This is a genomic window from Duganella dendranthematis, from assembly GCF_012849375.1.
Lineage (GTDB): Bacteria > Pseudomonadota > Gammaproteobacteria > Burkholderiales > Burkholderiaceae_D > Rugamonas > Rugamonas dendranthematis.
In genome coordinates this window covers 1461072-1483239 of the sequence record NZ_CP051684.1, presented here as the reverse complement: position 1 = coordinate 1483239, position 22168 = coordinate 1461072, and the positions used below count along the sequence as shown (strand labels likewise).

At 65.2% G+C, this 22168-nt stretch carries 22 protein-coding genes; 13 read left to right on the top strand and 9 right to left on the bottom strand.

What is annotated here, in order from left to right:
* Positions 1 to 8 precede the first annotated feature (8 nt).
* The 4 genes from kdpB to kdpE all read left to right on the top strand — a co-directional run bounded on the left by kdpB (position 9) and on the right by kdpE (position 6537).
* Positions 9 to 2117: a potassium-transporting ATPase subunit KdpB gene (kdpB, locus tag HH213_RS06885; RefSeq protein ID WP_110845209.1), complete on the top strand. Its 2109-nt coding sequence runs from the start codon at positions 9 to 11 to the stop codon at positions 2115 to 2117.
* 105 nt (positions 2118 to 2222) lie between these two features.
* Complete coding sequence (kdpC, locus tag HH213_RS06880; protein ID WP_169111656.1) at positions 2223 to 2834, top strand: potassium-transporting ATPase subunit KdpC; 612 nt, start codon at positions 2223 to 2225, stop codon at positions 2832 to 2834.
* 27 nt (positions 2835 to 2861) lie between these two features.
* Positions 2862 to 5849: a DUF4118 domain-containing protein gene (locus HH213_RS06875; RefSeq protein WP_169115008.1), complete on the top strand. Its 2988-nt coding sequence runs from the start codon at positions 2862 to 2864 to the stop codon at positions 5847 to 5849.
* Entirely contained in the window at positions 5842 to 6537 is a 696-nt protein-coding gene (gene kdpE / locus HH213_RS06870; RefSeq protein WP_110845207.1) for a two-component system response regulator KdpE, read from the top strand. The genes HH213_RS06875 and kdpE overlap by 8 nt, the downstream gene beginning before the upstream one ends.
* 3 nt (positions 6538 to 6540) lie before the next feature.
* On the opposite strand, the gene HH213_RS06865 is transcribed toward kdpE, so the two are convergent.
* From HH213_RS06865 to HH213_RS06850, 4 genes are all read right to left on the bottom strand, one after another.
* Positions 6541 to 7455 carry a GNAT family N-acetyltransferase gene (locus tag HH213_RS06865; protein WP_169111654.1) on the bottom strand — a complete coding sequence of 305 codons (915 nt, stop codon included), beginning with the start codon at positions 7453 to 7455 and terminating at the stop codon, positions 6541 to 6543.
* Between the two features lie 105 nt (positions 7456 to 7560).
* The gene (locus HH213_RS06860; RefSeq protein ID WP_169111652.1) at positions 7561 to 8730 is read right to left on the bottom strand and encodes a vWA domain-containing protein; all 1170 of its coding nucleotides are present in this window, start codon (positions 8728 to 8730) and stop codon (positions 7561 to 7563) included.
* Between the two features lies 1 nt (position 8731).
* A complete protein-coding gene (locus tag HH213_RS06855) occupies positions 8732 to 9349 on the bottom strand; it encodes a GNAT family N-acetyltransferase (RefSeq protein ID WP_169115006.1) in 618 nt (205 codons plus the stop codon).
* A gap of 20 nt (positions 9350 to 9369) precedes the next feature.
* Positions 9370 to 10221 carry an AAA family ATPase gene (locus HH213_RS06850; RefSeq protein ID WP_169111650.1) on the bottom strand — a complete coding sequence of 284 codons (852 nt, stop codon included), beginning with the start codon at positions 10219 to 10221 and terminating at the stop codon, positions 9370 to 9372.
* A gap of 208 nt (positions 10222 to 10429) precedes the next feature.
* Here HH213_RS06850 and HH213_RS06845 point away from each other — a divergent pair, with 208 nt between their 5' ends.
* Positions 10430 to 10777 carry a c-type cytochrome gene (locus tag HH213_RS06845; RefSeq protein ID WP_110845203.1) on the top strand — a complete coding sequence of 116 codons (348 nt, stop codon included), beginning with the start codon at positions 10430 to 10432 and terminating at the stop codon, positions 10775 to 10777.
* Positions 10778 to 10788: 11 nt separating this feature from the next.
* Positions 10789 to 11130, top strand: a complete 342-nt coding sequence (locus HH213_RS06840) for a c-type cytochrome (RefSeq protein WP_169111648.1) — start codon at positions 10789 to 10791, stop codon at positions 11128 to 11130.
* Between the two features lie 23 nt (positions 11131 to 11153).
* Here HH213_RS06840 and HH213_RS06835 read toward each other — a convergent pair whose 3' ends face one another.
* Positions 11154 to 11579, bottom strand: a complete 426-nt coding sequence (locus HH213_RS06835; RefSeq protein ID WP_169111647.1) for a DUF1841 family protein — start codon at positions 11577 to 11579, stop codon at positions 11154 to 11156.
* A gap of 57 nt (positions 11580 to 11636) precedes the next feature.
* Positions 11637 to 12281, bottom strand: coding sequence for an RNA pyrophosphohydrolase (locus HH213_RS06830; RefSeq protein WP_229263337.1), 645 nt, complete (start codon positions 12279 to 12281; stop codon positions 11637 to 11639).
* A gap of 203 nt (positions 12282 to 12484) precedes the next feature.
* Here HH213_RS06830 and HH213_RS06825 point away from each other — a divergent pair, with 203 nt between their 5' ends.
* Positions 12485 to 14221: a proline--tRNA ligase gene (locus HH213_RS06825; RefSeq protein ID WP_169111645.1), complete on the top strand. Its 1737-nt coding sequence runs from the start codon at positions 12485 to 12487 to the stop codon at positions 14219 to 14221.
* Positions 14222 to 14316: 95 nt separating this feature from the next.
* Positions 14317 to 14892, top strand: a complete 576-nt coding sequence (locus HH213_RS06820) for a lytic transglycosylase domain-containing protein (protein ID WP_229263336.1) — start codon at positions 14317 to 14319, stop codon at positions 14890 to 14892.
* A gap of 63 nt (positions 14893 to 14955) precedes the next feature.
* Here HH213_RS06820 and HH213_RS06815 read toward each other — a convergent pair whose 3' ends face one another.
* The 3 genes from HH213_RS06815 to HH213_RS06805 form a co-directional block, all read right to left on the bottom strand.
* Positions 14956 to 15357: an SWIB/MDM2 domain-containing protein gene (locus HH213_RS06815; protein WP_169111641.1), complete on the bottom strand. Its 402-nt coding sequence runs from the start codon at positions 15355 to 15357 to the stop codon at positions 14956 to 14958.
* 192 nt (positions 15358 to 15549) lie between these two features.
* The gene (gene ffh, locus HH213_RS06810; protein WP_110845662.1) at positions 15550 to 16917 is read right to left on the bottom strand and encodes a signal recognition particle protein; all 1368 of its coding nucleotides are present in this window, start codon (positions 16915 to 16917) and stop codon (positions 15550 to 15552) included.
* Between the two features lie 134 nt (positions 16918 to 17051).
* Positions 17052 to 18278, bottom strand: a complete 1227-nt coding sequence (locus tag HH213_RS06805) for an NHL repeat-containing protein (RefSeq protein ID WP_169111639.1) — start codon at positions 18276 to 18278, stop codon at positions 17052 to 17054.
* Positions 18279 to 18441: 163 nt separating this feature from the next.
* Here HH213_RS06805 and HH213_RS06800 point away from each other — a divergent pair, with 163 nt between their 5' ends.
* From HH213_RS06800 to HH213_RS06780, 5 genes are read left to right on the top strand one after another with little or no spacing between them, the layout of a single operon-like run.
* Complete coding sequence (locus HH213_RS06800) at positions 18442 to 19416, top strand: ABC transporter substrate-binding protein (RefSeq protein WP_169111637.1); 975 nt, start codon at positions 18442 to 18444, stop codon at positions 19414 to 19416.
* Positions 19416 to 20243: an ABC transporter permease gene (locus HH213_RS06795; RefSeq protein WP_169111635.1), complete on the top strand. Its 828-nt coding sequence runs from the start codon at positions 19416 to 19418 to the stop codon at positions 20241 to 20243. Before HH213_RS06800 ends, HH213_RS06795 begins: the two co-directional genes overlap by 1 nt.
* Positions 20243 to 21037 (top strand): ABC transporter ATP-binding protein, encoded by a 795-nt coding sequence (locus HH213_RS06790; protein WP_174864395.1) that lies wholly within the window; start codon positions 20243 to 20245, stop codon positions 21035 to 21037. The genes HH213_RS06795 and HH213_RS06790 overlap by 1 nt, the downstream gene beginning before the upstream one ends.
* A gap of 22 nt (positions 21038 to 21059) precedes the next feature.
* Positions 21060 to 21863 (top strand): cytochrome C assembly family protein, encoded by an 804-nt coding sequence (locus tag HH213_RS06785; RefSeq protein ID WP_161049814.1) that lies wholly within the window; start codon positions 21060 to 21062, stop codon positions 21861 to 21863.
* Positions 21860 to 22156: a PP0621 family protein gene (locus HH213_RS06780; protein ID WP_110845193.1), complete on the top strand. Its 297-nt coding sequence runs from the start codon at positions 21860 to 21862 to the stop codon at positions 22154 to 22156. Before HH213_RS06785 ends, HH213_RS06780 begins: the two co-directional genes overlap by 4 nt.
* Positions 22157 to 22168: the final 12 nt, after the last annotated feature.

Sequence of the window (22168 nt, the reverse complement as noted above, 5' to 3'; positions counted from 1 at the left end):
GAATCACCATGTCTACTACAACGCAAAAAGACGCCACCCTGTTTACCAACCCACCGGCCCGCAAGCTGAATATGTTCGACTCGCAGCTGCTGGTGCCGGCCATCGCCGATTCGTTCCGCAAGCTGCACCCGCGCACCCAGTTGCGCAGCCCGGTGATGTTCGTGGTCTATGTCGGCAGCCTGATCACCACCGCGCTGGCGGTGCAGGCCGCGCTGGGCCAGGGCGAAGCGCCGTTCGGTTTCATCGCCGCCACCGCCGTCTGGCTGTGGTTCACGGTGCTGTTCGCCAACTTCGCCGAGGCGCTGGCCGAAGGCCGCAGCAAGGCGCAGGCGGCGTCGCTGCGCAGCCTGAAACAGACCGTCACCGCCAAGAAGCTGGCCACGCCAAAGCACGGCACCACCTGGCTGCCGCAACCGGCGCTGGACCTGCGCAAGGGCCACTACATCCTGGTCGAGGCCGGCGACGTGATCCCGATCGACGGCGAGGTGATCGAAGGCGTGGCCTCGGTCGATGAAAGCGCCATCACCGGCGAATCGGCGCCGGTGATCCGCGAATCAGGCGGCGACTTCTCGTCCGTCACGGGCGGCACCCGGGTGCTGTCAGACTGGCTGGTGGTCAAGGTCACCGCCAATCCGGGCGAGACCTTCCTCGACCGCATGATCTCGATGGTGGAAGGCGCCAAGCGCCAGAAGACGCCGAACGAAATCGCGCTGACCATCCTGCTGGTGGCCTTGACCATCGTGTTCCTGATCGTCACCGTGACCTTGCTGCCGTTCTCGCTGTTCTCGGTGGCCGCCGCCGGCAGTGGCGCGCCGGTGTCGATCACGGTGCTGATCGCGCTGCTGGTATGCCTGATCCCGACCACCATCGGCGGCCTGCTGAGCGCCATCGGCGTGGCCGGCATGAGCCGCATGATGCAAGCCAATGTGATCGCCACCTCGGGCCGCGCGGTGGAAGCGGCCGGCGACGTCGATGTGCTGCTGCTCGACAAAACCGGCACCATCACGCTGGGTAACCGCCAGGCCTCGGCCTTCATGCCGGCGCCGGGCGTGACCGAACAACAGCTGGCCGACGTCGCCCAGCTGGCGTCGCTGGCCGACGAAACGCCGGAAGGGCGCAGCATCGTGGTGCTGGCCAAGCAGAAGTTCAACATCCGCGAACGCGAAATGGCGACCCTGAACGCGACCTTCGTGCCGTTCACCGCGCAGACCCGCATGTCCGGCATCGACATCGGCCCGCGCGCGATCCGCAAGGGCGCGGCCGATACCGTGCGCCAGTACGTCGAAGCGCTGGGCCAGAAGTATCCGGGCGAAGTGGCGCGCAGCGTTGACGACATCTCGCGCCGCGGCAGCACGCCGCTGGTGGTGGTCGACGGCGAGCGCGTGATGGGCGTGGTCGAACTGAAGGACATCGTCAAGGGCGGCATCAAGGAGCGCTTTGCCGAACTGCGCCGCATGGGCATCAAGACTGTGATGATCACCGGCGACAACAAGTTGACCGCCGCCGCGATCGCCGCCGAAGCGGGCGTTGACGACTTCCTGGCCGAAGCCACGCCCGAAGACAAGCTCAAGCTGATCCGCAGCTACCAGGCCGAAGGCCGGCTGGTGGCCATGACCGGCGACGGCACCAACGACGCCCCGGCGCTGGCCCAGGCCGACGTCGCGGTGGCGATGAACTCCGGCACCCAGGCGGCCAAGGAAGCCGGCAACATGGTCGATCTCGATTCGAACCCGACCAAGCTGCTGGAAATCGTCGAAATCGGCAAGCAGATGCTGATGACGCGCGGCTCGCTGACCACGTTCTCGATCTCCAACGACATCGCCAAATACTTCGCCATCATCCCGGCGGCGTTCGTCGGCACCTACCCGCAGCTGAAGGCGCTCGACATCATGCACCTGGCCAGCCCGGCCTCGGCCATCATGTCGGCGGTGATTTTTAATGCGCTGATCATCATGGTCTTGATCCCGCTGGCGCTGAAGGGCGTGCCATACCGGGCCATCGGCGCCGTGGCGCTGCTGCGCCGCAACCTGCTGCTGTACGGCGTCGGCGGCATCATCCTGCCGTTCATCGGCATCAAGGTCATCGACCTGGTGCTGACCGCCCTCAACCTCGTCTAACCCGTCAAGTCGCCCACTGGGCGACGTGGCTTCCCGCGCAGGCGGGACCCGTATTCAGCATGGATTCCCGCCTGCGCGGGAATGACGCTACATAGGAGTTTTACCATGACATCGCCACTTCGTCCCGCCCTCACCATCTTCGTCGCGCTGACCCTGGTCTGCGGCGTCATCTATCCGCTGGCCGTGACCGGCATCGGCCAGGCCGCGTTTGCCGACCAGGCCAACGGCAGCCTGGTGACCGTCAACGGCAAAACCGTCGGCTCGTCGCTGATCGGCCAGGCCTTCACCTCGCCGCAATACTTCTGGAGCCGGCCGTCGGCCACCGCGCCGATGCCGAACAACGCGGCCGGCTCGGGCGGCGCCAACCAGGGGCCGACCAACCCGGCCCTGATCGACGCCGTCAAAGGCCGCATCGACGCGCTGCACGCGGCCGACGCCGCCGTTGGCATCAGCAACACGGCCGCGATCCCGGTCGACCTGGTGACCGCCTCGGCCAGCGGTCTCGATCCCGAGATCAGCCTGGCCGCCGCCCGCTACCAGGCCGGCCGCATCGCCGCCGCGCGCCGCATCAGCAGCGAGCAGGTGCTGGCGCTGATCGCCCGCGAACAGCAGCGCCAGTGGTTCGGCTTCTTCGGCGAAGCGCGCGTCAACGTGCTGGCGCTGAACCTTGCGCTGGACCAGGCGGCGGCCACCAGCCACGTCCCGGCGCGCGGCTAAGCCAAGAGGTACAATCCGCGCATGGCCATGTTCCCCACCGACTCCATACGACCCGATCCCGATGCGCTGCTGGCGCAGGTGCAGGCGCAGGAGCGCCGCGCCGCGCGCGGCAGGCTGCGCATCTACTTCGGCGCCTCGGCCGGCGTCGGCAAGACCTACGCCATGCTGGCGGCCGCCCGCAAACTGCAGGCCGACGGCCAGCCGGTGCTGGTCGGCGTGGTGGAAACCCACGGCCGCGCCGACACTGCCGCCATGCTGGCCGGGCTGCCGCTGCTGCCGCCGCGCCAGGTGGCCTACCGCGGCAAGCAGCTCGCCGAATTCGACCTCGACGGCGCCCTGGCCGCGCAGCCGCCGCTGATCCTGATGGACGAACTGGCGCACAGCAACGCGCCCGGCTCACGCCATCCAAAGCGCTGGCAAGACATCGAAGAACTGCTGGACGCTGGCATCGACGTGCTCACCACCGTCAACGTCCAGCACCTGGAAAGCCTGAACGACGTGGTCGGCGGCATCACCGGCGTGCGGGTCGGCGAAACCGTGCCGGACACCGTGTTCGACCAGGCCGACGAAGTGGTGCTGGTCGATGTGCCGGCCGACGAACTGCTGGCGCGCCTGCAAAGCGGCAAGGTCTACCAGGCCGCCCAGGCCGAGCGCGCCTCCAAGAACTTCTTCCGCAAGGGCAACCTGATCGCGCTGCGCGAACTGGCCTTGCGGCGCACCGCCGACCGCATCGAAGACGACGTGCGCGCCTACCGCGTGGAAAAATCGATCGCCGACATCTGGAAGACCGGCGCCGCGCTGCTAGCCTGCGTCGGCCCCGGTCCGGGCGGCGAACACACGGTGCGCAGCACGGCGCGGCTGGCCGGCCAGCTGGGCACCGGCTGGCACGCCGTGTACGTCGAAACGCCGGCCCTGCAACGGCTGCCGGCGGCGCAGCGCGAACAGATCCTGAAGACGCTGAAGCTGGCCGAAGACCTGGGCGCGACCACCGCCGTGCTGTCCGGCGCCGATCTGGCGGCGGCCGCGCTCGACTACGCGCGCAGTCACAACCTGTCCAAGCTGGTGCTGGGAAGGATGCAGCGAAGCTGGCCGTGGCCGTGGCGCACGGCGCCGCTGAAGCGGCTGGCGCAACTGGCGCCCGACCTCGACCTGATCGAAATCGGCGTCCCGCGCAACCAGCCGGCGCCGGCGCGCAGCAGCCATGCCGACGCCGACCCGTACGATGCGCCGGGCGGCTGGGGCGGTGACGCCGGCGGCGGCTGGGGCGGCAACGTCGGCAGCGCCAGCGGCGGCAACGCAGCTAGCGCCGACAGCGCCAACGGCGGAACGGCCGGCGCCGCCATGAACGGCGGCGCGGCAGCCAGTGATGGCGCTGTCGGGGCAGCGGGCGGGATGACTGGCAACGCGGCCGGACAGGGCGACGACGCTGCCGCCGGCGCGCTCCAGCGCCGGCGCGTCATCGGCTATGGCGTGGCGGCGGCGGCCAGCGTCGCCACCGCGCTGATCACCACACCGCTGCTGGCCTGGCTGGACCTGGCCAACATCGCCATGCTGTTCCTGCTTGTGGTGGTGCTGGTGGCAGTGCGCTTCGGGCGCGGACCGTCGGTGCTGGCGACTTGCGTCAGCGTAGCCTGCTTCGACTTCTTCTTCGTGCCGCCGCGCTTCACGCTGGCCGTGACCGACTTTCAATACCTGATCACCTTCATCGTCATGCTGGCGGTGGGCCTGATCACCGGCCACCTGACTGCCGACCTGCGCTTCCAGGCGCGCGTCGCGGCGCAGCGCGAACGGCGGGCGCGGGCGCTGTACGAATTCGCCCGCGAACTGTCCGGCGCCCTGCAAACCGAACAAATCTACGACACCACCCGGCGCGTGATCCAGCAAGCATTCCGCGCGCGCGCCACGCTGCTGTTGCCGGACGACGCCGGCCGGCTGCAACTACCGCCGCCGGAGCACGCCAACCCGGCGGCCCTGCCGGACGCCGGCGCCGGCAGCAGTCACCGCCATGGCCACAGCGGCGCCCACCTGTCGGTGCTCGACACCGGCATCGCCCAATGGGCCTATGACCGCGCCGAACCGGCCGGCCTCGGCACCGACACCTTGCCGGCCAGCCGCATCTTCTACCTGCCGCTGGTGGCGCCGATGCGTACCCGCGGCGTGCTGGCGATCGAACCGCAGCAGCGACGCTGGATGCTGATTCCCGAGCAGCGGCAACAGCTGGACACCTTCGCCGCGCTGGCCGCCATCGCGCTGGAGCGGGTGCACTACATCGAAGTGGCCCAGGGCGCGCTGGTCAGCATGGAAACCGAGCGGCTGCGCAACTCGCTGCTGGCGGCGCTGTCGCACGACCTGCGCACGCCCTTGACCTCACTGGTCGGCCTGTCGGAAGCGCTGACCGGCTCACGCCCGGCGCTGAGCGACGCCCAGCAGGACACCGCGCGCGCGCTGCACGACGAAGCGCTGCGCATGAGCACCATGGTGGCCAACCTGCTGGACATGGCACGCATCCAGAGCGGCGAAGTGCACTTCAACCTGCAATGGCAACCGCTGGAAGAAGTGGTCGGCAGCGCGCTGCGCGCCGCCGGCAGCGCCCTTAAAGGGCACCAGGTCAGCACCAGGCTGGCGCCCGCGCTGCCGCTGCTGCGCTATGACGCCGTGCTGATCGAACGGGTGCTGGTCAACCTGCTGGAAAACGCCGCCAAATACACGCCGCCCGGCGCCCATATCGAAATCGCCGCCGCGCTGCACGGCGCCTGGCTCGACGTCACCGTGCACGACGACGGCCCCGGCCTGCCGGCCGGCCGCGAAGAAGCGCTGTTTGAAAAATTCACCCGTGGCGAACGCGAATCGGCCAAGCCGGGCGTCGGCCTCGGGCTGGCGATCTGCCGCGCCATCGTCGAAGCGCACGGCGGCCGCATTAGCGCCGGCCGTGGCGCGCTGGGCGGCGCCGCCTTTACCTTTACCCTGCCACTCGGCACACCACCGGCCATGCCGGACGAGGAAGTCCATGACTGACACCGCACCGACCGCCTTGCTGGTCGAAGACGAACCGCAAATCCGCCGCTTCGTGCGCGCCGCGCTGGAAGAGGAGGGCTGGCAGGTTTTCGAAGCGGGCGGCCTGCAACGCGGCCTGATCGACGCCGGCACCCGCAAACCGGACCTGATCGTGCTCGATCTCGGCCTGCCGGATGGCGACGGCATCGACTTCGTCACCGACCTGCGCAAATGGTCGAGCGTGCCGGTGATCGTGCTGTCGGCGCGCGTCAACGAAGCCGACAAGATCCGCGCGCTGGACGCCGGCGCCGACGACTACCTGAGCAAACCGTTCGGCGTCGGCGAACTGCTGGCGCGGGTGCGCGCCACCCTGCGGCGGCAGCGCCAGCCGGCCGCCGATCAGAGCGGGCTGGTGCAGTTTGGCGACGTCGCGGTGGATTTGCAGAACCGGCGCGTGACGCGCGGCGGCGCCCACGTGCACCTGACGCCGACCGAATACCGGCTGCTGGCGGTGCTGGTGGCCAACGCCGGCCGCGTGATGACCAACCCGCAACTGCTGCGCGCCGTGTGGGGGCCGTCGCAGTCGGAGAACGGCCATTATTTGCGGATCTACATGGGCCACCTGCGCCACAAGCTGGAAGCCGACCCCACCCAGCCGCGCTACCTGCTGACGGAAACGGCGGTCGGCTACCGCCTGCAGCTGCCGTAGGCGCTAGTCGCGCACCATGATGTCATAGCCCTTGTCGCTGGTGAGCTGCTGAAAGTTACGCCGCACCAGCATCTGCATCATCTGCGAGTCGGACTTGGTGGCGATCACCAGGCGCCGCTGCTGGTAGCGCAGGCAGAAGAAATTCACCATCGCCGACCCCAGGCCGGTGTTGCGGAAGGGCGGCGCCACCGCCAGCGCATGCAGTTCGCGCTCCGGTCCCTTGTTGCCGTCCACGCCCAGCACCATCATATAGGCGGCCACTTGGCCATTGCGTTCGGACACCCAGAACTCGATCGGCACCACGGTCTGGCCGCCATTCCAGACGTCGCGCAACGCGGCGCCATCGATGATGCCCTGGCTGAAGGTGGTGGTCAGCGCGGCCTGGCGTACCGCGTCCATCACATTCTGGTCGAAGGCGCCGTCTTCGCCGCCGGCATTGGTCAGCGCGATGATGGCCGGCACATCGGCCAGCACCGCGCGGCGGATGGTGGCCTCCAGCCGGCGCTGACGCCGTTCGCGGCGCGCCTGGTGCTGGAAATGGCGGGCGTGGCGCGCGGTGCGCTCGAACAGCTGGCGGCCCTGCCAGGCCAGCAGCGCCGCCAGCCCGTAGCCGGCCGCGCTTTGCAGCAGATCGTAGACCAGCATCAGGGCGCCGTCGTGATGGCGGTTCAGGTAGAAATCGGCGACGCGGGCGGCGCTGGCGGCCAGCACGGCCAGCACAGTGGCGGCGCGCCCCAGCCGCCACGCCACCAGCACCACCGACAGCGTATAAAACAGCCCGAAGGAGATGGTCGGGCCGCTGCCCAGATCGAGCAGGAAAAACCCGGCCAGCAGCAAGGTGGCCGCCGCAGCGATGCTGCGCGGGCTGGCGGCGCGCAGGCGCGCGCTCAGACGACGAAAAGAAAGCAGTATGGACATAGCCCGTCAGGCTAAGAGCTGCACGCTTGTGCTACAACTTAAGATTTGTAGCAATTTGTTTCACGGATTTCAATATATTTAACATAGTTTCTTTTTGTTAAATACTTATTTGCTGAGCGTGCGCATTGCCTGCTCCAGGCCGTTCATGGTCAGCGGGAACATGCGGTTGTTCATCAGCTGGCGGATGATGTCGATCGACTGGCGGTACTGCCAGATGGTGTCCGGTTCCGGATTGAGCCAGACGAATTTCGGGAACGCTGCCGTGAAGCGCGCCAGCCAGGCGCTGCCGGCTTCCTCGTTGTTGTACTCGACCGAGCCGCCCGGCTGCAGGATCTCGTACGGACTCATGGTGGCGTCGCCGACGAAGATCAGCTTGGTGTCGGGCGGGTATTTGCGCAGGATGTCCCAGGTCGGGAAGCGCTCCGAATGGCGGCGCCGGTTGTTCTTCCACACATAGTCGTAGACGCAGTTGTGGAAGTAGAAGAACTCCATGTTCTTGAACTCCGACTTGGCGGCCGAAAACAGTTCCTCGGTGCGCTCGATATGGTCGTCCATGGTGCCGCCGACGTCGAACAGCATCAGCACCTTGATATTGTTCTTGCGCTCCGGCTGCATCTTGATATCGAGGTAGCCGGCGTTGCTGGCGGTGGCGCGGATGGTGGCGTCCAGCGCCAGTTCCTCGGCCGCGCCCTGGCGCGCAAACTTGCGCAGCCGGCGCAGCGCCACCTTGATGTTGCGGGTGCCGATCTCGCGCTCGCCGTCGTAATCCTGGTAGCTGCGCGCCTCCCACACCTTGACTGCGGTGCGGTTGCCGCCCTTGCCGCCGATGCGCACGCCCTCGGGATTGGTGCCGCCATGGCCGAACGGCGAAGTGCCGCCGGTGCCGATCCACTTGTTGCCCCCCTCGTGGCGCGCCTTCTGCTCGTCCAGCAGCTCCTTCAGGCGGTCCATCAGTTTGTCGTAGCCGAATTTCTCCAGCGCGGCGATCTGCTCCGGTGTCAGCTCGCGCTTCATGCGCTGTACCAGCCAGTCCAGCGGCACATTGCCCTGCTGGTCGAAGGTCGCGCTGATGCCCTTGAAATACAGGCCAAAGGCGCGGTCGAACTTGTCGAAGTGGGCCTCGTCCTTGACCAGCGTCAGGCGCGCCAGGTAGTAGAAATCGTCCAGCGAGTTGCTGATCACGCGCTGTTGCATGGCTTCCAGCAGCGTCAAAAACTCCTTGATCGTGACCGGGATCTTGGCGTCTTTCAGCGTGAAGAAGAAATCGATCAGCATCTCAGCGCACTCCGTGGCGCGCCAGCTTGTCGCGCAGATGGGCCTTGATCTCCGGCCACTCGCCGGCCGCGATGCTGTACATCACGGTGTCGCGCACGGTGCCGTCGCGGCGCAGCGCGTGGTGGCGCAGCACGCCGTCCTTCCTGGCGCCGAGGCGCTCGATGGCCGCTTGCGAGGCGTGGTTGAAATTGTCGGTGCGCAGCCCCACCAGCGCCGCGCCTAAGGTCTCGAAGGCGTGCGTCATCAGCAGCAGCTTGCAGGTGGTGTTGACGTGGGTGCGCTGCCAGCGCGTGGCGTACCAAGTGTAGCCGATTTCGGTGCGGCCGATGGCCGGCACGATGTCGTGGTAGCTGGTGGTGCCGATCAAGGCGCCGCTGGCGCTGTCGATCACGGCAAACGCCAGCCGGGTGGGGCGCTGCTCGATGGCCTTGAAAATATACGCGTCGACCTCGTGCGGTTCCGGCACCGAAGTGACGCGCAGATTCCACAGCTGGCCGTCGCTGGCGGCCGCGCGCAGGCCGTCGGCGTGGTGCGCGGCCAGCGGCTCCAGCCGCACGCCGTGCAGCTCCAGCGTGACCGGCAGCGGCGTGTCGAACGTCGTGCTCAGCGGCGTGTTCATCGACGAGTTCATCGACGAGTTCATCGATTATGGCGCGCCATGGCGATCAGGCGTTCGAACAGGTGGATGTCCTGCTCGTTCTTCAGCAGCGCGCCGTGCAGCGGCGGCACGATGGCCTTCTGGTCCTGGCTGCGCAGCGCCGCCGGCGGGATGTCTTCCGCCATCAGCAGCTTGAGCCAGTCGAGAAATTCCGAGGTGGACGGCTTCTTCTTCAGGCCCTGGACGTCGCGCACCTCGTAAAAGGTCTGCAGCGCCTGCGCCAGCAGCTCCTGCTTCAGGTGCGGGTAGTGCACCTGGACGATCTGCGCCATCGTATCGCGGTCGGGGAACTTGATGTAGTGGAAGAAACAGCGGCGCAGGAAGGCGTCCGGCAGCTCCTTCTCGTTGTTGGAGGTGATGATCACCAGCGGCCGGTGCACCGCCTGCACCATTTCGCGGGTCTCGTAGACATAGAACTCCATGCGGTCCAGCTCGCGCAACAAATCGTTGGGGAACTCGATATCGGCCTTGTCGATCTCATCGATCAGCAGCACCACCGGTTCCGGCGCGGTAAACGCCTGCCACAGCACGCCCTTGACGATGTAGTTGTGGATGTCGCGCACCCGCTCGTCGCCCAGCTGCGAATCGCGCAGGCGCGAGACGGCGTCGTACTCGTACAGGCCCTGCTGCGCCTTGGTGGTGGACTTGATGTGCCATTGCAGCAAGGGGCGGTCGAGCGCGGCGGCGACCTCCTCGGCCAGCATGGTCTTGCCGGTGCCCGGCTCGCCCTTGATCAGCAGCGGGCGCTGCAGGGTGAGGGCGGCGTTGACGGCCAGTTTCAGGTCGGCGGTGGCGACGTATTGGGCGGAACCTTCAAAGCGAGCGGCGGTCATGCGGATATCCCGGTGGAGAAAAGATAAAACAGTATAGAAGGAAACGCTAGAGTGGGGGCTCGGTCCGCACGGCAGCGCGTGTTGTTTCTAAAAAATACTTGGGTTAGAATCCTTGAGCATATAGAACAAAAGTCAATACACTTGACCCGTGGTAGAAGTATCCGAGATCGCAGTACCGCGCTTGTCCGATTACTTACTTAGAGACACCATGAAAAAACTCACCGCACTCCTCGTGCTCGCAGCGATCACCCAAGTCGCCCACGTCGCCGTCGCCGCGGAGGTTGTGGGCAACGTCCAGAACGCCAAAGCCAAGATCGAAATGTGCATTGGCTGCCATGGCATTCCCGGCTACAAGGCCACCTTCCCCGAAGTGTTTCCGGTCCCGATGATCGGCGGCCAGTCGGCCAAGTACATCGAGAACGCGCTGCAGGATTATAAAAAAGGGGCGCGCAAGCACCCGTCGATGCGCGGCATCGCCGCCAGCCTGAGCGACCAGGACATCGCCGATGTGGCGGCATTCTATGCGGCGCAGACCCGCACGGCGGACCCGAAATGAGGAGTGCATTCATGAAAAACACCATCGCCGCGGTCGCCTGCGCCCTGATCGCCGCCGGCGCCCACGCGGCCGGCAACATCGACGCCGGCAAGGCGCTGACCGAGAAATACGCCTGCTTTAGCTGCCACGGCAAGGACTTCAATACGCCGATCGACCCCAGCTATCCGAAACTGGCCGGCCAGCACCGCGACTACCTGGTGCACGCGCTGAAAGCCTACCAGCGCGGCGACAGCGCCAACGGCCGCAGCAACGCCATCATGACCGGCCAGGTCAAGCCGTTGAGCAACCAGGACATCCAGGACCTGGCGGCTTACCTGCACAGCCTGCCGGGCACCCTGGCCACCCACCGCTAAACTTCGAACTTCGGAACCCGGGTTTACAGGCGGCGCTGGATGGCTTCGAGGTAGGCGGCGGCGTCCGGCGGGGTGCCGCTGCGCTGGGCGTTCCAGATCATCTCGCCCAGGCATTCCATGATTTCGTGCTGCGCCGCGTGGGCGTCGTCCAGCTTCAGCGTCAGCGCTGTCGCCAGCGCGCGGATGCCGGGCGGCTGGTCGATCGAGATCTGCTCGTCAATCGACAAGTGCATCGACAGATGCAGGAAGGGATTGGCCTGGGCGCCTTCGACCTGGTAGTTGCGCGTCAGCGCCGTTTCGACGTCGGCCAGCACGTCGTGGTATTCGGGATGGTGGCGGATCCAGTCGGCCGCCATGGTCTCGATCGGGCTCAGGATGGCGTTGGCCTGCTGCTTGCGGTAGGCTTCGCAGAAGAAGCGGCGCACATCGTCGGATGAAGGATTGAACATAGGCCGCCATTGTACGGAAAAAAAGCGGGACAGTCAGACTGTCCCGCTTTTTTGGCATCATGCGCTGTTGGTGTCGCCTTCCGGCTTGTCGTCGCAGCCGCAGTCGCCGACCGCCGTTTCCAGCGCCGGCTTGGCGTCGTTGGCCCCGCCGGCGCCTTGGGGAGCGCGCGGCGCGTGCGGCTGGCGCAGGTAGCGCGAGCCGTGGTGGCGGCGATCATGGCCGTTGGCCGGCCAGCTCAGGAAGCGCGACAATTCCTGCAAGGCACGCTGGTAGACCTCGCGCTTGAACTCGATCACCACGTCCAGCGGCACCCAGTAATCGTGCCAGCGCCAGGCGTCGAACTCCGGGTGGTCGGTCAGGCGCAGATTGACGTCGTTGTCGCGCGCACACATCCGCAACAGGAACCAGATCTGCTTCTGGCCCCGGTAGTGGCCGCGGATTTCCCGCTTGATGAAATGGTCCGGCACCTCATAGCGCAGCCAGTCGCGGGTGCGACCGACGATCTTGACGTGCTCGGCCCGCAGACCGATTTCCTCTTCCAGCTCGCGGTACATCGCCTGCTCCGGCGTTTCACCGTATTTGATGCCCCCTTGCGGAAACTGCCATGAGTGCTCACGCACCCGCTTGCCCCACCACACCTCGTTCTGGGCGTTCAGCAGGATGATGCCGACGTTGGGCCGGAACCCTTCACGATCGAGCATATTGCACCTCAAACTTTCTGCGACCGTGCTCCCTGTCTTATATTTTTGCCCACAAAACGGCACGCCGGCGCGGTTTTCGGGGTACGAAAACGGCCGGAGGGCCCTGATTTGAACGCATTTGTATAAAGTATGGGTGCATCAGCCAGCTAATCCTTTAAAATTAGGTTGATTATAACTCTCTCTTTTTAAAAAGAATTCACCGTATGCGCGCGTCACGTTTTTTTATTTCCACGCTTAAAGAAGCTCCGTCCGATGCCGAAGTCGTCAGCCATCAGTTAATGATGCGCGCCGGCATGATCAAACGCCTCGGTTCCGGTATCTACACCTACATGCCGATCGGCCTCAAAATCATCCGCAAGGTGGAAGCCATCGTGCGTGAAGAAATGAACCAATCGGGCGGCATCGAGCTGCTGATGCCCCTGATCCAGCCGGCCGAGCTGTGGCAGGAAACCGGCCGCTGGGACAAGATGGGCGCCGAACTGCTGCGCATCAAGGACCGTCACGGCCGCGAATTCGCCTTCCAGCCGACCGCCGAGGAAGTGATCACCGATGTGGTGCGTTCGGAAATCAAATCGTACCGTCAACTTCCGTTGAATTTTTACCACATCCAGACCAAATTCCGCGACGAACGCCGTCCACGCTTCGGCCTGATGCGCGGCCGCGAGTTCACCATGAAGGATGCGTACTCGTTCGACCGCGATCTGGCCGGCATGCAGGCTTCGTACAAGATCATGTATGACGCCTACACCCGTATTTTCAACCGCTTTGGTTTGAAGTTCCGTGCGGTAGCAGCCGATAACGGCGCGATCGGTGGCAGCGGGTCGCACGAATTCCACGTCATCGCCAGCACCGGCGAAGATGCGCTGGTGTACTGCCCGACCTCGGACTACGCCGCCAATATGGAAGCGGCCGAAGCCTTGCCGGTCAACGCCACCCGTCCGGCCGCAGCGCAGCCGCTGAGCAAGGTCGAAACGCCCAACGCCACCAAGTGCGAACTGGTGGCCGAGCAGCTCAAGCTGCCGCTGGCGCAGACCGTCAAGACACTGGCGCTGACCGTCGAGACCGAAACCGACGGCAAACTGGCTAAACAGTATTTCATGTTGTTGTTGCGTGGCGACCACGAACTGAACGAGGTCAAGGTCGGCAAAGTGCCGGGTCTGGCCGCGCACCGCTTCTCGACCGAAGCCGAGATCCTGGAAGTCTACGGCTGCGTGCCGGGCTACCTGGGCCCGATCGGCACCAAGGCGCCGGTCACCGTGGTGGCCGACCGCACGGTCGCCAACATGGCCGACTTCGTCTGCGGCGCGAACGACGCCGGCTACCACTACACCGGCGCCAACTGGGGCCGCGACTGCGCCGAGCCGGACCTGGTGCTGGACCTGCGCAACGTGGTCGAAGGCGACGCCTCGCCGGACGGCCAGGGCGTGCTGGCGATCGAGCGCGGCATCGAAGTGGGGCACGTGTTCCAGCTGGGCACGGCGTACTCGGAAGCCATGAAAGCCACTTTCCTGGACGAGAACGGCAAACCGGCGCCGCTGCAGATGGGCTGCTACGGCATCGGCGTGACGCGCATCCTGGGCGCCGCCATCGAACAGAACTTCGACGACAAGGGCATCATCTGGCCGGCCTCGCTGGCGCCGTTCGAGTTGGTGCTGTGCCCGATGGGCATGGACCGCAGCGAAGCGGTCAAGCAAGCGGCCGAGCAGCTGTATGCCGACGCCGTTGCTGCCGGCATCGATGTCATCATTGACGACCGTGGCCAGCGTCCGGGCCAGATGTTTGCCGACTGGGAGCTGATCGGCGTGCCGCACCGCGTGGTGATCGGCGACCGCGGCCTGAAGGAAGGCAACCTGGAATACCAGGGCCGCCGCGACACCGAAGCGACCGCCGTGCCGGTGGCCGAGGTGGTGGCCTTCATCAAAGGCAAAATGGCGCAGTGATGTACCGCAGCTGTCATTCCCGCGCAGGCGGGAATCCATGCGGCGTCATTGCAGCCGCGCGGCATGGGCGCCCGCGTGCGCGGGCGCGACGGTGGTTGCTGGCGCTGGTTCTGGCTTGCGCGGCGCCGCTGACGCTGGCCGGCAACCAGAAGGAAGAAGCGCTGGCCGACTCGGTGCGGCTGGCGCTGTCGAACGCCATCAAGGACGCCACGCCGCCGACCCCGAGTTTCCGCAACCCGTCGGACGAGGCGCGCTACCGCAACTGGCTGGACACCATGTCCTACCGCCTCAAGCGTAAGCTGGCGGACGAGCAGACCCGCACCGAATTCCTCGCCACCGTCTGGTATGAAGCGCGCCGCGCCGGGCTCGATCCGGGCATGGTGCTGGGCCTGATCCAAGTGGAGTCGGCCTACCGCAAGTACGCGGTGTCGATCGTCGGCGCGCGCGGTTACATGCAGGTGATGCCGTTCTGGACCAACGTGATCGGCGACCGCAACCGCAGCGCCTTGTTCAATATGCAGACCAATCTGCGCTACGGCTGCTCGATCCTGCGCATGTACCTCGATATGGAAGCCGGCAACGTCTACCTGGCGCTGGGCCGCTACAACGGCAGCCGCGGCAAGCCGGAATACCCGAACGCGGTGCTGGCCGCGTGGAATAACTGGAAATAAAAAAAATGCCGCTATCGCCTGCGCGATAACGGCATCCGGGCGCGGCAGCGGCCGCGGCGTCGATTATTTCAGGTGATCGGAAATGAGCTTGGTCATTTCGAACATGGAAACCTGGGCTTTGCCGCCGAAAACGGCTTTCAGCTTGTCGTCCGCATTGATGTTGCGACGGTTGGCCGGGTCTTGCAGATCGAGTTTCTTGATGTAATCCCACACTTTTTTGGTCACTTCGGTGCGCGGCAGAGGCTCGGCGCCGACGATCGCGGCCAGCGATGCGGATGGGGTCAACGCTTTCATGAAGGCGGCGTTTGGCTTGCGTGCTGCCGGTGCTGCTTTTTTCACTGCTGGCTTCGCTGCTGCTTTGCTTACTGCGCCCGACTTTTCAGTCGAGCCCACTGCTTTCTTTGCGGCCGGTTTGGCCGCAGGCTTCTTAGCGGGTGCTGCTGGGGTTTTTTTGGCTGTTGCCATATTCGAGCCTCCTTAACGAACACATGGAAAATTGCGCAATTGATCGCACCGGCTAATATTGGTGGGGATTTAACCTGCACGCAAGTGTTTTTCGCGTTTTTTCCCGGAAACACCACGTAAACACGGGGCGTACGCCCGGTTTACGTGGGGCAGCGCGCTTTCGGCGCGGCTGTGTCGCCCTTAAGGGAGGGCTTAGCGCATGCCCGGCATCATGCCCTTCATCGAGCGCATCATCTTCATCATGCCGCCGCCGGACAGTTTTTTCATCATGGTCTGCATCTGTTCGAACTGGTTCAGCATGCGGTTGACCTCTTGCACCTGCACCCCGGCGCCGGCCGCGATGCGGCGTTTGCGGGTGGCCTTGATCAGTTCCGGCTTGGCGCGTTCGGCCTTGGTCATCGAATCGATGATGCCGACCATGCGCCGCACCTGCTTGTCAGCCTGGTCCATGTTGGCGTTGCCGGCGGCCTGCTGGAACTGCGCCGGCAGCTTGTCGACCAGGCTGGCCATGCCGCCCATTTTCTTCATCTGGCCCAGCTGCGCCTTGAAGTCGTTCATGTCAAATTTGCCACCCGACTTGACCTTGGCGGCCAGGTCGGCGGCGGCCTTGGCGTCGACGCCCTTGCGCGCTTCTTCCACCAGCGCCAGGATGTCGCCCATGCCCAGCACGCGGTTGGCCATGCGGGTCGGATCGAAGGCTTCCAGGCCGTCCAGCTTTTCCGAGACGCCGGCAAACTTGATCGGCTTGCCGGTGATGTGGCGCACCGATAGCGCGGCGCCGCCGCGCGAGTCGCCGTCCAGCTTGGTCAGCACGATGCCGGTCAGCGGCAGCGCGTCGTTGAAGGCCTTAGCGGTGTTGATGGCGTCCTGGCCCAGCATGGCGTCGACCACGAACAGGGTTTCGATCGGCTTGACCGCGCTGTGCACGGCGGCGATCTCTTTCATCATCTCTTCATCGATACCCAGGCGGCCGGCGGTGTCGATGATCAGCACGTCGTGGTAGTGCTTCTTGGCCCAGTCCAGCGCCGCCAGCGCGATGTCGACCGGCTTGTCCTGCGCGGTGGATGGGAAGAAGTCGGCGCCCACCTGCGCGGTCACCGATTGCAGCTGGGCGATTGCGGCCGGACGGTAGACGTCGGCCGAGACGGTCAGCACTTTCTTTTTCTTTTCTTCTTTTAAATACTTGGCCAGCTTGCCGACGGTGGTGGTTTTACCGACCCCTTGCAGACCGGCCATCAGGATGATGGCGGGCGGCTGCTGGGCAAAGCTCAGCTGGGACGCTTCCGGGCCGAGGTCGGCACCCATCAGGGTGGCCAGCTCGCGCTGCACCACGCCGACCAGGGCCTGGCCCGGCGACAGCGAGGACAGCACTTCCTCGCCGAGGGCTTTTTCCTTGACGCGGGCGATGAAGTCGCGCACCGCCGGCAGGGCGACGTCGGCCTCCAGCAGCGCCATGCGCACTTCGCGCAGCATCTCGGCGGTGTTGGTTTCGGTCAGGCGGGCCTCGCCGCGCATGGTCTTGACGACCTTGGCGAGGCGTTGTGTCAGATTGTCTAGCATAGTGTTGAACCTGTTGGCAGAAAAGGGTGTCCGGCGCATAGCCGGACTGAGTCTGCCATTTTACCGCATGGCAGCCGCTGCGCGGCGGCTGGAGGCATGGACGGAGTTACAAAAAGAGCATCTCAACCATGCACCTAGTGGGTCACCACCAGTTGCACTACCGCTTCGTTGGAGAAATTGTAGCCGGTGCTGACCAGTAGCACGTAGGTGGCGGGACCGGTGCGCACCAGGCTGTAGGGCCGCAGCTCGGTCATGTTGCTGGTCACGCCCGGCAGCGTGTGAACATCGGCGACCACGCTGTCGACGCCGGCCGGGGTGGTGCGGATGATGGTGCCGGCGGTGCTGTCGACACGGTAGGTGTTGCCGTTAAGGTCGGCGTTGACCGAGGCCGGCAGCGTGCTGACGGTGGTGACGTCGGCCGCCGGGTTGATTTTGCGCAGCACCGTATTGTCCTTGTCGGCGACGTACAGGTTTTCGTCGCTATCGAGGCCGATAACGGTGGGCGTCAGGAAGCGCGCGGCGGCGCCGTTGCCGTCCTTGAGGTCGGCCGTATGGCTGCCGGCCGCGCCAGCCACCAGCGTCAGTACGCCCTGCGGCGAGATTTTGTATACCGCGCGGCTGTCGTTGCTGGCGTTGCCGGCGCTGGTGCTGAAGAAGTAGGTGGCGGTGTACAGGTTGCCGGCGCGGTCGGCTGCCAGGCCGGAAGGCAGGTAAATCTTTTGCAGGTTGCCGGCGCTGTCGCTGGCGCCGAACCAGCTGTTGTCCTCGCACGATGCCAGCGTGCTGACGCTGCCGGCCGCGCTGATTTTGCGTAGCGTCATGCCTTGCAGGTGCGACGGGAAGCGGCAGGCGCCGGCCACGTACAGATTGCCGGCCGGATCGGTTGTGACGGCCAGCGAATCGCGGAAGCGTGCCATGGCGACCGGGCCGTCGGTGACCGGATCGAGCGCTGCACTGTTCAGGCGGCCGCTGACGATGCTTAGGCCGGGCGCGCCCGGATCGGCAAATACGGTCAGCGTCAGCGATTTGGTAACACCGCCGGCGCTGGCGTTGACCGTCACATTGGTATTGGCCGCCACCGTGGCTGGCGGCGTGTAAGTGACGCTGGCGCCGCTGCTGGCCGACAGCGTGCCGACGCTGCCGGCGGCCAGGGTCCAGGTGACGGCGCTGCTGTCGCTGACGCTGGCGCTTAGCGGCAAGGCCTTGCCGCCGGCCAGCGTCTGGCTGGCGCTGGCGGACAGCGTGACGGTTGGTGCGACCGGGGCGCCCGGCGTGCCGGCGCTACCGCTGCCTCCGCCGCAGCCGCTCAACATCAGGACGGTAGCCAGCAGCGTGGCGGGCAGGATCGAATGTGTCTTCATCGCGCTATCAATTTCATTAAATGATGATATTGGCATTGGATCACAAAAAAGCAACATTGCGATCAAATTCACCGACAGGATTGTGTAACAAAGGATGTCGCTTGGTATGATCGGAACACAATAAAGCAGTGGCCGCCGGCCTGACAACAAGGAGAGAGATAGCATGCAACTGACATCGTTCGTGAAACTCGTCGCTACAGCGGCCATCGTGATGGCGGGCAGCGCGCAGGCGCAGGAAGTGGTCCGGCTGGGCAACCTCAAGTTTGCCCACTACGGCGCCGTCTCCTATATCAAGGAAATCGCCCCCAAGTGCGGCATCAAGGTCGAGGAGCGGGTGTTTGCCAAGGGCCTCGACGTGATGCAGGCGATTATCGCCGGCGAGCTCGATGTCGGCACCACCGCCTCCGAGGCGGCGATCTCGGGCCGCGCCGGCGGCGCGCCGATTTACGTGGTGGCCGGCTTTGCCAAGGGCGGCGCGCAACTGGTCAGCCGAGCCGACCTCAAGCTCAAAACCGTCAAGGATCTCAAGGGGAAGAAAGTCGGCGTCACGCGCGGCGGCATCCAGGAAGTGCTGCTGCTGGCCGAGTTGCAGCAAAACGGCCTGAGCGTTTCCGACCAGCCGGGCAAGGACGTGCAGCTGGTGTTCCTGGCCTACGCCGACTTGAACCAGGCGCTGCTGGGCAAGCAGATCGACGCCATGATGCAGTCCGAGCCGCAGTCGTCGCAGGCCATCAACAAGGGCTTCGGCAGCGAGATCATCAAGCCCTACGACACGCCGATCGGCGAGCCGATCCGCACCATGGTGATGACCGAGAAGTTCTATAAAGAGAAGCGGCCGCTGGCCGAAAAGTTCATGAACTGCTTCGTGCAGGCCACCAAGACCTTCATCGACAACAAGGCGGTGGCCGAGAAGTATGTACGCGAAGTAGTGTTCAAGGGCCAGATCACCAAGGACGACTTCGACGACGCCATCGGCAATTCGCCGTACAGCTACGACATCACGCCCGAGCACATCCAGACTACCACCGACGTCATGGTCAAGACCGGCGTCGGCCGCATGAGCAAGCCGCCGGTGGCCAAGGACTGGGTCAAGACCGACTTGCTGGAAGCGGCCAAGAAGTCGCTGGGCGTTAAATAATGCCAGCCGCTGCGTCGTCGTGGCGACAGCTCGCCATCGGCCTGGTGCTGCCGGCGGTGGTGGTGGCCTTGTGGCAGACGGTGGCGGTGATGGGCTGGGTCAATCCGCAGGTGCTGCCGTCGCCGCTGGCGGTGGCGGAGAAGTGGATCGCCTACCTGCTGCCGCTGCAGCCGTATGATCCGGCCGCCGGCGGCTGGCTGCACTGGGCCGTGTCCGGCGAGCTGATCACCGATTCCATCAGCAGCCTGTACCGGGTGGTGGTGGGTTTCCTGATCGGCGGCGGACTGGCGCTGCCGCTCGGCCTGGCGATGGGCATGAGCAACCGCGTCTACGACTGGTTCAACGTGCTGGTGCAGATGGTGCGGCCGATTCCGCCGATCGCCTATATCCCGCTGTCGATGCTGTGGTTCGGGCTGGGCAATCCGCCGGCGGTGTTCCTGATCGCGCTGGGGGCATTCTTCCCGGTGCTGATGAATACCATCGCCGGCGTGCGCCAGGTCGACGGTATTTATATCCGCGCCGCCCGCAACCTGGGCGCGTCCGGCTTCACCATGTTTACCCGGGTGATCTTGCCGGCCGCCGTGCCCTACATCCTGTCCGGCGTGCGGATCGGCATCGGCACCGCCTTCATCGTGGTGATCGTGGCCGAGATGGTGGCGGTGAATAACGGCCTCGGCTTCCGCATCCTGGAGGCGCGCGAATACTTCTGGTCCGACAAAATCATCGCCGGCATGATCACCATCGGCCTGATCGGCCTGGCGATCGACGTCGCCATGAACAAGCTGAACAACCATCTGCTGCGCTGGCACCGCGGCCTGGAGAACTGATGAACGCGCACATCGTGGTTTCGCAAGTCAACAAGGTGTTCCAGACCGCCGAACGCGAGGTGGTGGCGCTCAAGGACATCAACCTGGAGATTCCGCAGGGCCAGTTCGTCTGCCTGCTGGGGCCGTCCGGCTGCGGCAAGTCGACCTTGCTGAACGCGGTGGCCGGCTTTGCACCGCCGTCGTCCGGCAGCATCACCGCCGATGGCAAGCTGGTCACCGCGCCGGGTCCCGAGCGCGGCATGGTGTTTCAGGAATACGCGCTGTTTCCGTGGATGACGGTGGCCGACAACGTCGCCTTCGGCTTGCAGATCAAGGGCCAGCCCAGGGAGCAGATCGACGCCACGGTCGACAAGCTGCTGACCATGCTATCGCTGCAGGATTTCCGCAACCGCTATCCGAAAGACCTGTCCGGCGGCATGCGGCAGCGGGTGGCGATCGCCCGCGTGCTGGCGCTCGATTCGCCGATCATGCTGATGGACGAACCGTTCGGCGCGCTCGATGCGCTGACCCGGCGCAACCTGCAGGACGAGCTGCTGCGCATCTGGGCCGAGCTGAAAAAGACCATCATCTTCGTCACCCACTCGATCGAGGAGGCGATTTACCTGGCCGACCGCATCGTGGTGATGACCTACCGCCCCGGCACCGTCAAGCGCGACCTGCTGGTGGAGCTGCCGCGCCTGCGCGACCCGGCCGCCGCCGAATTCAATGCGCTGAAACGCGAGCTGGGCCAGCTGGTGATGGAAGAACAGCAACGCCATCACCGCGACGAGCTGCGCATGGCCGCCGTGGACTGAGGCGATAGTGTAAACTGCGGGGATGCAGATCTATTCCTTTATCGCAGCCATTGCGCTGTACATCCTGTGCGCCGCGCTGCCATCGCGCCGTGGCGGTCTGATTTCAGCCGTTACCCTGGCCGCCTGGCTGCTGCACGGGGTCGGCCTGTGGGCCGACATTGCCGGCGGCGGCGAGCTGCGCTTCGGCTTTGCCGCCATGCTGTCGTCGGCGCTGTGGGTGTCGGTGGCCGCGTATTGGGTGGAAAACCGCAATTTCAGCCTGGACGGCATGCGCCGGCTGGTGATGCCGTTCGCCGCCGGCGCCGCCGCGCTGCAGCTGGTCTTCCCCGGCAACCTGGTGCCGCTGGAGGGCAAGTCGCCGCTGTTCGGCTGGCATATCGCCATCGCCACCATGGCTTACAGCACCTTGACCATCGCCGCCTTCCACGCCGTGCTGATGGCGTTGCAGGAGTCGCGCCTGCATGCGCGCAGCGACAAGAAGTCCTTCCTGTCCGGCGCACTGGACCAGCTGCCGGCGCTGCTGACCATGGAAAAACTGTTGTTCCGCATGATCGGCTTCGGCTTTACTTTGCTGAGCCTGACAGTGTTGTCTGGTATCGTGTTCTCGGAGCAGTTGTTCGGCCAGGCGCTGAAGTGGGATCACAAGTCGGTGTTTACAATGCTGTCATGGGTGCTGTTCGCGGCGCTGCTGGCTGGCCGCCGGTTCCGCGGCTGGCGCGGCAAGACCGCGCTGAGCTTCACGCTGGCCGGGTTTGCGACGTTGTTGCTGGCGTATGTCGGCAGCCGTTTTGTGTTTGAGGTAGTTTTGCATAAGGGTTGGGCATGAGCCGTATTATTTTTTGGCTGGGACTGGTTTTCCTGGTGATTTTCGCGGTCCGCTCGAAGATCCGCGCGGCGCAGAAGCGCCATCAGCAGCAGTTCCGCCAGCCACCGCCGCAGGCGGCGCAGCCGCAACCGCAGCCAACCTACAAGGCGCGCGCCGCCACCCAGGCCGCCAACGACGCCGAAGTGATGCTGCAATGCGCGCATTGCGGTGTGTTCTATCCTGCCTCGGAAACGGTGCAGGCCAATGGCCGCGACTATTGCAGCGCGGCCCATGCCGCACTGCCGTCCGCCTGACGCTCCCAGCAT

Bases quoted from the DNA above. Each gene is read 5' to 3' on its own strand.
- kdpB (WP_110845209.1), top strand. From the start codon at position 9: ATGTCTACTACAACGCAAAAAGACGCCACCCTGTTTACCAACCCACCG.
- kdpC (WP_169111656.1), top strand. From the start codon at position 2,223: ATGACATCGCCACTTCGTCCCGCCCTCACCATCTTCGTCGCGCTGACC.
- HH213_RS06875 (WP_169115008.1), top strand. From the start codon at position 2,862: ATGTTCCCCACCGACTCCATACGACCCGATCCCGATGCGCTGCTGGCG.
- kdpE (WP_110845207.1), top strand. From the start codon at position 5,842: ATGACTGACACCGCACCGACCGCCTTGCTGGTCGAAGACGAACCGCAA.
- HH213_RS06865 (WP_169111654.1), bottom strand. From the start codon at position 7,455: ATGTCCATACTGCTTTCTTTTCGTCGTCTGAGCGCGCGCCTGCGCGCC.
- HH213_RS06860 (WP_169111652.1), bottom strand. From the start codon at position 8,730: ATGCTGATCGATTTCTTCTTCACGCTGAAAGACGCCAAGATCCCGGTC.
- HH213_RS06855 (WP_169115006.1), bottom strand. From the start codon at position 9,349: ATGAACACGCCGCTGAGCACGACGTTCGACACGCCGCTGCCGGTCACG.
- HH213_RS06850 (WP_169111650.1), bottom strand. From the start codon at position 10,221: ATGACCGCCGCTCGCTTTGAAGGTTCCGCCCAATACGTCGCCACCGCC.
- HH213_RS06845 (WP_110845203.1), top strand. From the start codon at position 10,430: ATGAAAAAACTCACCGCACTCCTCGTGCTCGCAGCGATCACCCAAGTC.
- HH213_RS06840 (WP_169111648.1), top strand. From the start codon at position 10,789: ATGAAAAACACCATCGCCGCGGTCGCCTGCGCCCTGATCGCCGCCGGC.
- HH213_RS06835 (WP_169111647.1), bottom strand. From the start codon at position 11,579: ATGTTCAATCCTTCATCCGACGATGTGCGCCGCTTCTTCTGCGAAGCC.
- HH213_RS06830 (WP_229263337.1), bottom strand. From the start codon at position 12,281: ATGCTCGATCGTGAAGGGTTCCGGCCCAACGTCGGCATCATCCTGCTG.
- HH213_RS06825 (WP_169111645.1), top strand. From the start codon at position 12,485: ATGCGCGCGTCACGTTTTTTTATTTCCACGCTTAAAGAAGCTCCGTCC.
- HH213_RS06815 (WP_169111641.1), bottom strand. From the start codon at position 15,357: ATGGCAACAGCCAAAAAAACCCCAGCAGCACCCGCTAAGAAGCCTGCG.
- ffh (WP_110845662.1), bottom strand. From the start codon at position 16,917: ATGCTAGACAATCTGACACAACGCCTCGCCAAGGTCGTCAAGACCATG.
- HH213_RS06805 (WP_169111639.1), bottom strand. From the start codon at position 18,278: ATGAAGACACATTCGATCCTGCCCGCCACGCTGCTGGCTACCGTCCTG.
- HH213_RS06800 (WP_169111637.1), top strand. From the start codon at position 18,442: ATGCAACTGACATCGTTCGTGAAACTCGTCGCTACAGCGGCCATCGTG.
- HH213_RS06795 (WP_169111635.1), top strand. From the start codon at position 19,416: ATGCCAGCCGCTGCGTCGTCGTGGCGACAGCTCGCCATCGGCCTGGTG.
- HH213_RS06790 (WP_174864395.1), top strand. From the start codon at position 20,243: ATGAACGCGCACATCGTGGTTTCGCAAGTCAACAAGGTGTTCCAGACC.
- HH213_RS06785 (WP_161049814.1), top strand. From the start codon at position 21,060: ATGCAGATCTATTCCTTTATCGCAGCCATTGCGCTGTACATCCTGTGC.
- HH213_RS06780 (WP_110845193.1), top strand. From the start codon at position 21,860: ATGAGCCGTATTATTTTTTGGCTGGGACTGGTTTTCCTGGTGATTTTC.